10 protein-coding genes and 3 tRNA genes are annotated in these 11951 nt (G+C 72.6%); 12 read left to right on the top strand and 1 reads right to left on the bottom strand.

Going from position 1 to position 11951, the window contains the following annotated elements:
* Positions 1-344 precede the first annotated feature (344 nt).
* From ACTIDRAF_RS0216755 to ACTIDRAF_RS0216715, 9 genes are all read left to right on the top strand, one after another.
* On the top strand, positions 345-980 hold the full coding sequence (locus tag ACTIDRAF_RS0216755; RefSeq protein ID WP_026066190.1) for a ScbR family autoregulator-binding transcription factor: 636 nt from the start codon (positions 345-347) through the stop codon (positions 978-980).
* Positions 981-1398: 418 nt separating this feature from the next.
* Positions 1399-1471: transfer RNA gene (locus ACTIDRAF_RS0216750), tRNA-Glu, on the top strand.
* A gap of 22 nt (positions 1472-1493) precedes the next feature.
* Positions 1494-1570: transfer RNA gene (locus ACTIDRAF_RS0216745), tRNA-Asp, on the top strand.
* A 31-nt stretch (positions 1571-1601) separates the two neighbouring features.
* Positions 1602-1675: transfer RNA gene (locus ACTIDRAF_RS0216740), tRNA-Phe, on the top strand.
* A 1509-nt stretch (positions 1676-3184) separates the two neighbouring features.
* Positions 3185-4564: a sugar transferase gene (locus tag ACTIDRAF_RS0216735; protein ID WP_016699874.1), complete on the top strand. Its 1380-nt coding sequence runs from the start codon at positions 3185-3187 to the stop codon at positions 4562-4564.
* A complete protein-coding gene (locus tag ACTIDRAF_RS0216730) occupies positions 4564-5832 on the top strand; it encodes a class I SAM-dependent methyltransferase (RefSeq protein ID WP_016699873.1) in 1269 nt (422 codons plus the stop codon). The genes ACTIDRAF_RS0216735 and ACTIDRAF_RS0216730 overlap by 1 nt, the downstream gene beginning before the upstream one ends.
* Positions 5829-6641 (top strand): glycosyltransferase family protein, encoded by an 813-nt coding sequence (locus ACTIDRAF_RS0216725; RefSeq protein WP_016699872.1) that lies wholly within the window; start codon positions 5829-5831, stop codon positions 6639-6641. The genes ACTIDRAF_RS0216730 and ACTIDRAF_RS0216725 overlap by 4 nt, the downstream gene beginning before the upstream one ends.
* Entirely contained in the window at positions 6638-7300 is a 663-nt protein-coding gene (locus ACTIDRAF_RS0216720; RefSeq protein ID WP_026066189.1) for a PIG-L deacetylase family protein, read from the top strand. Before ACTIDRAF_RS0216725 ends, ACTIDRAF_RS0216720 begins: the two co-directional genes overlap by 4 nt.
* Entirely contained in the window at positions 7285-8322 is a 1038-nt protein-coding gene (locus ACTIDRAF_RS0216715) for an NAD-dependent epimerase/dehydratase family protein (RefSeq protein ID WP_016699870.1), read from the top strand. The genes ACTIDRAF_RS0216720 and ACTIDRAF_RS0216715 overlap by 16 nt, the downstream gene beginning before the upstream one ends.
* Positions 8323-8345: 23 nt before the next feature.
* Here the strand turns inward: ACTIDRAF_RS0216715 and ACTIDRAF_RS0216710 are convergent, their stop codons facing one another.
* On the bottom strand, positions 8346-8900 hold the full coding sequence (locus ACTIDRAF_RS0216710; RefSeq protein WP_026066188.1) for a dTDP-4-dehydrorhamnose 3,5-epimerase family protein: 555 nt from the start codon (positions 8898-8900) through the stop codon (positions 8346-8348).
* A gap of 83 nt (positions 8901-8983) precedes the next feature.
* Between ACTIDRAF_RS0216710 and ACTIDRAF_RS0216705 the strand changes: the two genes are divergently transcribed.
* The 3 genes from ACTIDRAF_RS0216705 to ACTIDRAF_RS0216695 all read left to right on the top strand — a co-directional run bounded on the left by ACTIDRAF_RS0216705 (position 8984) and on the right by ACTIDRAF_RS0216695 (position 11892).
* Complete coding sequence (locus tag ACTIDRAF_RS0216705; RefSeq protein WP_016699868.1) at positions 8984-10147, top strand: class I SAM-dependent methyltransferase; 1164 nt, start codon at positions 8984-8986, stop codon at positions 10145-10147.
* On the top strand, positions 10144-11073 hold the full coding sequence (locus tag ACTIDRAF_RS29355) for a glycosyltransferase family 2 protein (protein WP_016699867.1): 930 nt from the start codon (positions 10144-10146) through the stop codon (positions 11071-11073). Before ACTIDRAF_RS0216705 ends, ACTIDRAF_RS29355 begins: the two co-directional genes overlap by 4 nt.
* A 99-nt stretch (positions 11074-11172) precedes the next feature.
* Complete coding sequence (locus ACTIDRAF_RS0216695; RefSeq protein WP_016699866.1) at positions 11173-11892, top strand: hypothetical protein; 720 nt, start codon at positions 11173-11175, stop codon at positions 11890-11892.
* Positions 11893-11951 lie beyond the last annotated feature (59 nt).

Raw genomic sequence — 11951 nt, 5'->3', positions numbered from 1 at the left:
AGGTCGGTGGGGGTGGGCGCGTACCGCGCCCACCCCCACCGCGCTTTCCGGCGCCGGGGCGCCGCGCCAGTCGCGCACCCCCCGGAGCGCGACTGATCTCGGGTGGGCGGCCCCGAAGGTATTCGGTGATCCCGGAACACGGCGGCCGCCTCAGGGGAAACATACCGACCGGTTCCTTTTTCGGCAACGCGTCGCGTAATGACCGTAACCGTTCCGGCGTTCGGTGCACTCGTTCGGATCGCCGATGTGGGTGACACGGTAACTTTGTTGATCACCGACCGATGTCGTCGGTGTGGACCTCGGCCGGGGTCCACGAGTCCGTGTTTCCCCATGTTGGAGCCACGATGCCGCAGCAACATCGGGCCAGGGTCACCCGCGAGGCCATAGTGCTGGCCGCCGCCCGGGAGTTCGCCCGTCTTGGGTTCGGGGCCACCTCCCTGAACGTCATCCTGGAACGGAGCCGGGTCACCAAGGGCGCGTTCTATTTCCACTTCCCGTCGAAAGAGGCACTCGCCCAGCACCTGATTGACTATTCAAGGAGGGGGTGGGCCGAAATCGAGCGGCACCGACTGCGCGGGGCGTCCGATCCGCTCCAGACCGTGGTCCTCATGGTCGACGACTACGCGCGCCTGCTGACCGAGGACGAGCTCGCCTGGGCGGGCATTCGCCTCCTCGGGGAGGACGGCGGGCCTGGTGACCTGTTCGGCGCCTGGTACGTCAGCTGGGAGGGTCTGTTGAGCCGGTTGCTCGCGGACGCGGCGCGGCGGGGGCTGCTGCGGCCCGGGGTGGAGCCGGTCGACCTGGCCGGTGTCATCGCCGCCGGGGTCGTGGGGGCGCGTGCCGTGTCGCACGGCACCAGCGGCAGCGGAGAACTCGCGGAACGGGTGACCCGCCTCTGGCGGGTGGTGTTGCCCGGTGTGGCCACGGAGGGCTGGTGGAACGAGTTCCAGGGGCGGAACCCGGCGCTCGTCGGGGCCTGAGGTCGGCCGGCTCCGCGTGCCAGCGCGGCGGGAGGTCGGGGCTGGGGCTGGTCGGGCGTGGTTCCCGGTGTCGGGACGGGCGCGGGTGGTACGCCGCGCGGCGTACTCCGAACGGAGTAAACTGGCGAGTGACCAGCGACACGTTCTCGATGTTGTGCGGGTGCGGCCCCGCAGGGGTTGGCCGTGCCTTCGGGTCATGGCGCTGGTTGGCAGGGTGAAAATGGGCTCTGACCAGCGAAGATGGGACCGGGCGCCGGGTTGGGGGCGGGGGTCGCGGCTTGGGTGCCCCAGGGGGGTGCAGGCCTCTGACCACCCGTTTTGTCATTCGCCTCGAACGTGTCCTATGCTATGCGTGCTCCCAACGAGAGAAGTTAAAAAAATCGTTGAGGGCGAGGCCGGGTCAGGCTGGTCCGGCCACGCTCCCATCGTCTAGCGGCCTAGGACGCCGCCCTTTCAAGGCGGTAGCGCGGGTTCGAATCCCGTTGGGAGCACGGCACAGCACAAGGCCATCATGGCCCCGTGGCGCAGTTGGTTAGCGCGCCGCCCTGTCACGGCGGAGGTCGCGGGTTCGAGTCCCGTCGGGGTCGCCAGAGCTATCGGTCACCATGACCGGGAGCGAACGGCCAGGTAGCTCAGTTGGTACGAGCGTCCGCCTGAAAAGCGGAAGGTCGCCGGTTCGACCCCGGCCCTGGCCACAGCGGACGAGCAGCAGCGAAAGGGCTCCACCCAGCAGGGTGGGGCCCTTCGTCGTTGGGTGCCCCGACCTGGTCAGCGGCAGCGGCCGCGCGGGGAACCCCGACGCCGCCGTGTGCGGTGGCGCTCCCGCCGCGTGGGCTGGCCCCCGGAAGGAGGGGCTGGTGCTCACGCCCAGGCCGGAGGGCGAACCCGGTCCCGGGCTGCCGGCGGGGAGGGGACCGAAGCCGGGACGTCGTCTCGGGGACACGAAAGGCACGAACCGGGTACGAGGTTGCGGCCGCGTGGGTCGGCACACGATGGCCGAGCCCGGCAGCGCCGCGCGGTCGTGCGTGTCCGACGGTCGTGGCAGGGCGGTGAACGTTCCCACCCGGAAGATGGCGGGGCTTCGGCGGCGCTGGTGCCGCCGCCGTGTCCACGGTCTGCGTGTCGCGGGGTGGGAGCCGGCCAAGCGGAGGTCAGCAACGGTCGTGGTGGCGGCGGAGGACGGCGGCGCGCCTGGCGCGGCCTCCGTCGAGCACCCGAGGTCGACCACCACACGACCGCCGGTCGGGCGGGGCGAGGAACGCCAACCCACGTCGAGCGGGGTCGCCGGCTGCGACTTGCGGACCGACCGCTGGACCACTCCTGGTCGGGGCGGTGCCCGGCCCACCCCTGGAGCGACGGCCCGGGGGAGGCGCGGGACCCGCTGGGGTGGCAGTGGTGACGAACCCGCGGCGGAAGCACGAAGCCGGGGCGGGAGGTGCTGGCACCGGCGTGACCACGGTGACGCTGCGCTGCCTCCCGTGGCGTCTCGGCCCGTGCCGCGACCGGTCGTTCGTTCCCGTTGGCCTAGTGGGCTGAGCCGTTCGACGCGCCCTCCTACGCTGATCGTTTCGATCCGATAACAGACGGTTACCGGCGCCTGGTTTCGCTGCGTGACGGGCCTGCGCCAAGGGCTCGACACCTGTCAGAGCCGTGCGGAGTGCAAGTCCGGAGATCGACTCTGTCGAGGGACATGTTCGCTGCGATGTGTTACTTGATCCCTCTCTTAGCAGGTTTTTTCTCGCCTCGAACGAACGATTGTCAGCCGTCTGATTCGAAACGCTGCCCCGTGAGCCGGGTGGTTGACTGCGCCCGGCGGTGGCGTCCGGTCGCCGTTCGCCGTCGCGGACGGCCGATTCGTGACCGCCGCCGGGATGCCTGGCACGAATGGGAAAGGCTGGGGGTTCATCAGCGTGCACACGCAGCGCACCGTTCGGTTCTCGCGAAGTTTCCAGGACGGAACGGCGATCACCGATACCGGCGTACTGTCCGGACCAATCTCCCTCGACACCACACAGGACCCGACGACCCTTCCGCTGGCGAGGACCGCCCTCGTCACGACCCCACCGGAGGGCCCCCACCCGAGCGCTCCGACGGGGAGCCAGGTGCCCCCGGCCGACGACGGGTGCCCGAACCCGACAACCTGCTCTCCCTCCCCGGCCGCTCGACCCACGACGTGGTGGGAACGCCGGCACCGCACCGGTGTCGTGCTGACCGACCAGCTGATCACCGTGACGGTCGTGGTCGGGGCCGCCGTCGTTCTCGGCGGCAGGTCCTCCGAGGTCCCTCCGTCGGTCGCGTTCACCCTGGCCGGCGTCACCTGGACGACGGTGACGCTCGCGATGGTGGGGTGCCGGGCGTGGGAACCGCGCGTCCTCGGGCAGGGGGCGGAGGAGTACCGCCGCCTCGGTCGGGTGCTGCTCACCACGATGGTCGTCCTGGCCCTGGCCGCGATGGCGGTCGACACCCCGGCCCTGCGGCCGTGGATCTTCGGTGTGGTTCCGGTGCTCGCCGGGGGGCTCACCCCGGCTCGGTACCTGCTGCGGCAGGCGCTGCACCGCCGGCGGCGTCGCGGTGAGTGCCTGTTGCCCGTGCTCGCCGCCGGCGGTGCGGGAGCGCTGTCCGACCTCATAGACCGAACCCGGCGGGAACCGCACTACGGCTGGCGCGTGGAGGCGGTGTGCCTGTCCACCACGGCGGCCGCACCCCTCGACGGGTGTGCCGGTGAGGTGGCCGGAGTTCCGGTCGTGGGAACCGTGGAGGACGTCGCCGCCCGCGTCGAGCGCGGCGGATACCGGGTGGTGGCGCTGGCACCCGATCCCTACTGGACGCCGGCCCGGGTGCAACGGCTGGCCTGGCAGCTGGAGGACAGCACCGCCGAGATGGTGGTGGCGCCCATGCTGCTCGAGGTCACCGGTCCTCGGCTGCACGTCGCCCCGGTGTTCGGGCTGCCGCTCCTGCGGGTCAGCGCCCCCTGCCTGACCGGAGCCCGCCGGGTGGTGAAGAACCTGGTGGACTGCCTGCTCGCGGCGGTGCTGCTCGTGCTCACCCTGCCGCTCCTGCTGCTGATCGCCCTGCTGGTCGTCGCCGACTCGGGCGGCCCGGTGCTCTACCGGCAGCGCCGGGTCGGGCGGCACGGCCGCATGTTCACCATGCTCAAGTTCCGCAGCATGGTCACCAGCGCCGACGACCAGCGGGCCGGGCTGGTGGCGGCGAACCGGGGAGCTGGCCCCCTGTTCAAGATGCGGTCCGATCCGAGGGTGACCCGTGTCGGAGCGGTGCTGCGCCGGTACTCCCTCGACGAACTGCCCCAGCTGGTCAACGTGCTCACCGGGTCGATGTCGCTCGTGGGGCCCCGTCCACCCCTGCCGGAGGAGGTGGCCTGTTACGACGCGGCGGCGCACCGGCGGTTGGTGGTGAAGCCAGGTCTCACCGGGTTGTGGCAGATCAGCGGTCGGAGCGACCTGTCGTGGGAGGAGTCGGTGCGGCTCGACCTGCGGTACGTCGAGAGCTGGTCGCTCACCCTCGACTTCGTGATCCTCTGGAAGACCGGCTGGGCCGTGGTGCGCGGTCAGGGGGCGTACTGATGGACGACTGCCGGCTGTGCGGGTGCCCCGACCTGCGGAGCGTCCTCGACCTGGGAGCGACGCCCCCCTGCGAACGTTTCCTCGGACCGGGAGAACTCGACCTCCCCGAGCCCACCTACCCACTGCACCTGCGGGTCTGCGCCTCCTGCCTGCTCGGCCAGCTCCCGGCGCTGATCACTCCGGAGGAGACGTTCAGCGAGTACGCCTACTTCTCCTCCTTCTCGGTCTCCTGGGTGCGGCACGCGGCGCGGTACGTCTCTGACGTGGTGGCGCGGCTGGGCCTGGGACGCGACTCCTTCGTCGTGGAGGCCGCGAGCAACGACGGCTACCTGCTCCGGCACCTGGTCGAGCGGGGCGTTCGCTGCCTCGGCATCGAGCCCGCGCACAACGTCGGCGCCGTGGCCAGGGAGAACGGCGTGCCGACGCTCACCGCGTTCCTCGGGCCCGAGACGGCCGCCCTGGTCCGGGACGAGCACGGCCCAGCGGATCTGGTGGTGGCCAACAACGTCTACGCGCACGTCCCCGACATCCGGGGCTTCACCGCCGGTCTGCGGGGCCTCGTCGCGGACGACGGCTGGGTGAGCATCGAGGTGCAGCACCTGTTGAGCCTCGTCAGGCACTGCCAGTTCGACACCATCTACCACGAGCACTTCCAGTACTACACGGTCCGCTCGGCGCAACAGGCACTGGCGACAGGCGGGCTCGTGGTGGTCGACGTGGAACCGCTGCCAACGCACGGCGGTTCGATCCGGCTGTGGGCGCGCCCGGCCGACGCCGCTGGCCCGCCCTCGGCGGCGGTGCTGGAGGTCCTCGCGGCGGAGGCGGACGCCGGGCTGCACACGGCGGAGGGGCACCGGGGGCTCGCCGAGGACGTGCACCGCATCCGTGCCGACCTCCTGACGTTCCTCCTGGAAGCGCGCCGGTCCGGGCGGACGGTCGTCGGGTACGGCGCTCCCGGCAAGGGGAACACGTTGCTGAACCACTGCGGGATCCGTCCCGACCTGCTCCCGTACACCGTGGACCGCAACCCCTACAAGCACGGCCGTCACACCCCGGGCGCCCGCATCCCGGTGCGCCCCCCGGAACACCTCGTGCTGGACCGCCCGGACTACGTGCTGGTGCTGCCGTGGAACCTGCGGGACGAGCTGGTGGACCAGCTCGCCCACGTGGCCGACTGGGGTGGACGGCTGGTGTTCCCCATTCCCCGGCTCGAGATCGTCGACCCGAGGTCTCCCGAAGGCCAGCCCGTGGTGAGGAGCCATCGATGAAGGTCGTGTTGTTCTGCGGTGGCCACGGCATGCGGATGCGTGTCGGGACCACCGACGAACTCCCCAAACCCATGCACCCGGTGGGGCCCCGGCCGCTGCTGTGGCACGTGATGCGGTACTACGCCCACTTCGGGCACACCGAGTTCGTGCTGTGCCTCGGGTACGGGGCCGAGCACATCAAGAACTTCTTCCTCACCTACTCCGAGACCGCGTCCAACGACTTCGTGCTGCGCGGTGGCCGGGTGCAGCTCCGCTCGTCCGACATCCGCGACTGGACGATCGAGTTCGTCCACACCGGACTCGACTCCCCCATCGGGGAGCGGTTGCGCCGGGTCAGGCACCTCGTGGAGGACGAGGAGCTGTTCCTCGCCAACTACGCGGACGTCCTGACCGACGCCCCGCTGGACCGGGTCGTGGACCGGGTGCGCGACAGCGACGCCGCCGCCGGGATGATGGTCGTCCCGCCGCAGTCCTCCTTCCACTGCGTCGAGCTCGGCGAGAACAGCAGGGTGGGTGCCATCACGCCCGTCAGCCGGCTGCCGATCTGGGAGAACGGCGGCTACTTCGTGCTGCGCCCCGAGGTGTTCGAGCACCTGCCGCCCGGAGGAGACCTCGTCGAGGACGCCTGCGGTGAGCTGGCGAAACGAGGACGGTTGCTGGCCTACCCGCACCGGGGGTTCTGGGCGCCGGCGGACACGGTCAAGGAACGGGTGGCCCTCGACCGCGCCTACGCGGCCGGGGACCGCCCCTGGATGCTGTGGGACGCGGACGGCGCGTCGCAGGCGCGTCGACCGGTGGCGGCACCGTGATCGGGCTGCGCCCGGAGCGGGTGGACCGGGTCCTCGTGCTGGGGGCGCACTGCGACGACATCGCCATCGGGGCGGGTGGGACGCTGTTGTCGCTGTGCTCCTCCCGTCCGGGGCTGGCGGTGGACGCCCTGGTCTGCACCGGCGGTGGCGGTGACCGGGAGGCCGAGGAGCGGAAGGCGCTGGCCGCCCTCTGCGGCGGGGCCGACCTCTCGTGCCGGGTCCTCGACCTTCCCGACGGCCGTCTTCCGGCGCACTGGTCGGCGGTCAAGGACGCGTTGGAGCGCCTCGCCGCGACCCTGGACCCGGACCTCGTGTTCGCTCCGGCCGTCCACGACGCGCACCAGGACCACCGCACGCTCGCCACCCTGGTGCCGACCGTCTTCCGGGACCACCTCGTGCTCGGCTACGAGATCCCCAAGTGGGACGGCGACCTCGCCCAGCCGGCGGTGTTCGTCCCGCTGAGCGAGGAGTGCGCCCGGGCCAAGAGCCGGGTCCTGGTCGAGTGCTACCCGTCGCAGGCGGACCGGCACTGGTTCGACCCCGAGACGTTCCTCGGCCTCGCGAGGGTCCGGGGGGTACAGAGCAGGGCGAGATACGCCGAAGGCTTCTTTGCGGACAAGTTCGTGCTGAACGGAGGCACCCCATGCGCGTGCTGGTGACCGGGCACCAGGGATACCTGGGCAGCGTCGTGGCGCCGATCCTGGCGGGGGCGGGGCACGAGGTGGTGGGGCTGGACTCCGGGCTGTTCGCCGACTGCGTCCTCGGCCCGTCCGTGCCCGACCCGGCGGGGTACACCACCGACATCCGTGACGTCACCGTCGAGCAGCTGGCGGGAGTCGACGCGGTGGTGCACATGGCGGCGCTGTCGAACGACCCGTTGGGGGCGCTGACGCCGGAGGTGACCTACGAGGTCAACCACAAGGCCTCGGTGCGGTTGGCCCGGCTGGCGCGGGACGCGGGTGTCCGCCGCTTCCTCTACGCCTCCACGTGTTCGGTGTACGGGGCCGCCGGTGACGCACTGGTCGACGAGGACGCGCCCCTGCGGCCGGTCACACCGTACGCGACCAGCAAGGTGATGGTCGAGGACGACGTCCGCGAACTCGCCGACGACGACTTCACCCCCGTCTTCCTGCGCAACGCCACCGCCTTCGGCGCCTCGCCCCGGATGCGCGCCGACATCGTGCTCAACAACCTGGTCGGCCACGCCGTGCTGACCGGGGAGGTGCGGGTGCTCTCGGACGGCACCCCGTGGCGCCCGTTGGTGCACGTCCGGGACATCGCCGCGGCGTTCCTGGCGACCCTGGAGGCGCCGAGGACGGCGGTGCACGCCGAGGCGTTCAACGTCGGTACCTCGGCGAACAACCTGACGGTCGCGGACATCGCGCAGCGGGTGGTGGAGGCGGTACCGGGTTCCCGGCTCGTCATCACCGGGGAGAACGGCGGCGACCCCCGGTCCTACGTGGTCGACTTCTCCCGCATCATGTCCCGCCTGCCCGCGTTCGAGCCGAGGTGGGAGGTCAGCGCTGGCGCCGAGGAGCTGGCCGCCAGCTACACGGCCTACGGCCTGACCCAGGACGGGTTCCGCCGGCGTTTCACCCGGCTCGCACGGCTGTCCGAGCTGCGTGCCGACGGCGTGGTCACGGAGGACCTGCGGCCCGCTCCAGCGGGGGCCCCGCTGTGAGCGCGCCCCTCGGCGGTCGGCGGTCAGCCTTCCGGCACCAGCCGGCGGCGCAGTTCCGCCCACCCACCGGCCGCCGCGTCGCGCGCGCTCAGGACGCTCACGGGAAGCGGCCACACCACGCCCAGCTCGGGGTCGTCGTAGCGGACGGCGACATCGGCCGAGGGGTCGTGAGCGGCGTCGATCCGGTAGCAGACGTCGGCGACGTCGCTGAGCACCTGGAAGCCGTGCAGGCACCCGGCGGGCACGTGGAGCTGGGCGAAGGAGTCGTCGTCGAGCCGGAACGCCTCGTACTCCCCGAAGGTCGGCGAGTCGGGGCGGGCGTCCACCACGACGTCGTACACCGCTCCGCGCGCACAGCGGACGAGTTTGGACTCGCCCCGGCCGTTCCTGCCGTGCAGGCCGCGCAACACGCCCCGGTGGGACCGGGACTGGGAGTCCTGGCGGAACGCGGTCGCGTCGATGCCGTGTTCCGCTGCGACCGCCGCGTCGAAGGTGCGGGTGAACAGGCCCCGGTCGTCGTGGTGGGGGGTGGGCAGGAAGAGCAGCACCCCTGGAAGCCGACCCGGGCGGACACGCATGGTCGACATTGTCCGGGGCGGTCCCCGCTGTTGGGTCGCAGGGGTCCGCGGAGCCGCCGGGGACCGGGAAGGCAGGGCTCGCGATGACCGGGTTCGACTGCCGCTGGTGCGGCGCCCCCGCGCCACGACCCGTCCTCGACCTGGGGGAGCAGCCGCCCTGCGACCGCTTCCCCCCGGTGGTCGACGGCGGCCCGGACCCCTGTTGGCCGCTCCGGATGGGCTGGTGCCGGGAGTGCGGGCTCGCTCAGCTCCTGGAGGACCCGGGCATCCCCGAGCAGGCCAGGGGGGTGGAGCCGGCGGTGCTCGTCCAGCAGGCAGAGGAAGCGGTGTCCCTGGTGGCGGCCGAGGGTTGGCTCCCGGACCGAGGGGGTTTCCTGGAGTTCGGCAGCCCGCACGGAGGCTCCTGGTCGCTCCTGCTCACCCACCGCGGGCTGACGCCGACGGCTCCCGGATCGGCCTCCGACCTGGTCCTGGACTGCTTCGGGATGATGCACCACCCGGACCAGGCCGCCGCGCTGCGACGCAGGGTGGGGGTCCTGGCGGAGGACGGCGTGCTCCTCGTGCAGTTCCACAGCCTCGCCGCGATCCTCCGCGCCGACCAGTGGAACGCGCTGCGGCACGGCCACTTCGCCTACTACTCGACGCCCGCGCTCGTGTCGATGCTCGGTGAGCTCGGTGTCGTCGCCCGCAGGGCGTGGCGCTTCGACCTCTACGGGGGGACCGTGTTGCTGGCCTGCACCCGGCGCGGCACCCCGGACGACAGCGTGCGGGCCCTCCTCGCGGAGGAGGCGGCGCTCGGTGTCGGTGACCCGGAACGCCTGCGGGCGCTGCAGGAGGGGGTGACCCGTGACGCCGGGAGCCTCCGGTCCTGGCTCGCCGAGGGCAGGGCGCTGGGCCGCCGCGTCGTCGGTTACGGGGCTGGTTCCCGCGCGGTGCCACTGCTGTGCGCGGCCGGCATCGGCCCCGACCTGCTGCCGTTCGTCGCCGACGCCTCGGCGTCGAAGGACGGTCGGCGCTTCCCCGGCAGCCGGGTTCCCATCGTGTCGCCGAGCCGGTTGCGGTCCCGACGTCCCGACGTCGTCCTGGTGTTCCTGCCCGAGCTGCTGCCGGAGGCCCGGGCGGCCCTGCCCTGGGTCGAGGAGTCCGGGGGCCGTTGGGTCGGGGTCGACCGGCTGCCGCCCTGGCTGCCGCGACAGCGGGAGGGCACGAGGGTGGCCGAGGTGACCAGGGCGGGGAGGAACGGATGAGCGATCCAGTCGCCGCTCCCCCGATCACCGTCGGGCTGCCCGTCCGCAACGGGGAGCCGTACCTGGAGGCGGCACTGCGGTCGCTGCTGGACCAGCGGGACGTCGACTACGAACTGGTCGTGGCGGACAACTGTTCCACCGACGCCACCGGGGACATCGTCCAGGACCTCGGCCGGGGTGACGCCCGCGTCCGCTACCTGCGGCGGGCCCAGGACATCGGCGTGATGGGGAACCACAACCGGCTGGTGGGGGAGGCGCGGGGTCGGCTCTTCGCCTGGGCGGCGGCGGACGACGTGTGGCGCCCCGACCGCCTCGCCCGGCTCGCCTCCGCGCTCGCCGACCGGCCCGAGGCCGTGCTGGCGTCGTCCTCGGCGACCGAGATCGGCCCCGACGGGGGTGTCCTCGGCTCCTGGCACAACGAGTGCCGCGTCGACCACCCCGAACCGGCCGTGCGGGTGCGGGACCTGCTGGAGGTGCCGCACCACAACTACTACTGCTACGGCCTGGTCCGCCGGCACGTGTTGGCCAGCACGATGCTGAACCCGCCGATCAAGGCCGGCGACCGGGTGCTGGTGGCCGAGCTGGCCCTGCGGGGCCCGTTCGCCCACGTGGACGAGGAACTGCTGCTGCACCGGATCCACCCGGACCGGATCAGCGAACGGGTCGACCCCCGCGAGTTCTACCGGAGCCAGCGCCCCGGCCGGCGGTCGCTGGTGCTCCCCAACGTGGAGGAGGGCGGTTGGTTCCTCCGGGCCGTCCTCCGGTCGCCGCTGTCACCGGGACAACGACTGGCCGCGCTGGCCGCGTTGCGGCCGTGGCTCCGGGACAACGCGGTGCCCATGGCCAGGAACGTCGCCAGGGCGGCGGTGGACGCGGGGCGACGGCTCGCGGTGGCGGCCGGCCGGTCGTCCGGGCCCCGGGGCTGAGCGGGCGGCCCCGCCCGGGGACGGCCCGCCGGGGCCTCACCGGGGGTCGGCCCTGCCGGCCCCACACCGCAGGACGACACGAGAGGTACGGAAGCGGAGATGGACGCGGTGCAGGTACTCCGGGTGCTCGCCCGCCGGTGGCGGCTCACCCTGGCGCTCGGGGCTCTGCTCGGGGCGCTGCTCGTCGCGGCCGCGGTCGCGGTCCCACCACAACAGCGGGTCACCGCCGTGCTGTTGGCCATCACGGAGCCGGGGCCCGAGGGGGGAAACCCCTTCGCCACAGTGGACCGAGCCCAGGAGCAGGCGGCCACGCTGGTCAGGACCGTGCTGACCGCCCCGGGCGCCGAGGAGCACCTCGCGGACGCCGGGGTCGTGGGGAACGTGGAGGTCAGCAACGACGACATCCAACTCGGTGGGGCGAGCGCGTTCCTCACCGTCACGGTGACGGCGGACACCGGGCCGCGTGCGAACGCCTCGGCCGCCCGGGTCGTCGAGCTCGCGGCGACCGAGCTCCGGGAACGCCAGGAACGGGCCGGTGTCGCCGCCGGTGAGCGGGTGGTGCTCACCGAGGTGGTCCCGCCAGGGAGCCCGGTCACCACGCGAGGTGCGCAGCTGCGTGCTCTCGGCCTGCTCGGTGCGCTGGGTGTCGCGGCGCTCACCGCCGTGGTCCTGCTCGTGGACCGCCGGGCCGGTGGACCCCGGGCGTCCGGGACGGGCGATCTCCTGGCGACGACCCGCCGGCGGGCCGGCGGCGAGGATTCCGCCGCCCTGGCGGTGGACCGCGCCGAGGTGACCCCCGAGCGGGTGGCCGGCGGGTGACCTCGGGGCTGGCGGAACCACGGGCCGGTCGGTCGGCCCGGCGCCGGGAAGCGGGCACC

The organism is Actinoalloteichus spitiensis RMV-1378, from assembly GCF_000239155.1.
Classification (GTDB): Bacteria; Actinomycetota; Actinomycetes; order Mycobacteriales; family Pseudonocardiaceae; genus Actinoalloteichus_B; species Actinoalloteichus_B spitiensis.
The sequence above is the reverse complement of the archived record's forward strand: the minus strand, read 5'-3'. Positions and strand labels throughout refer to the sequence as shown.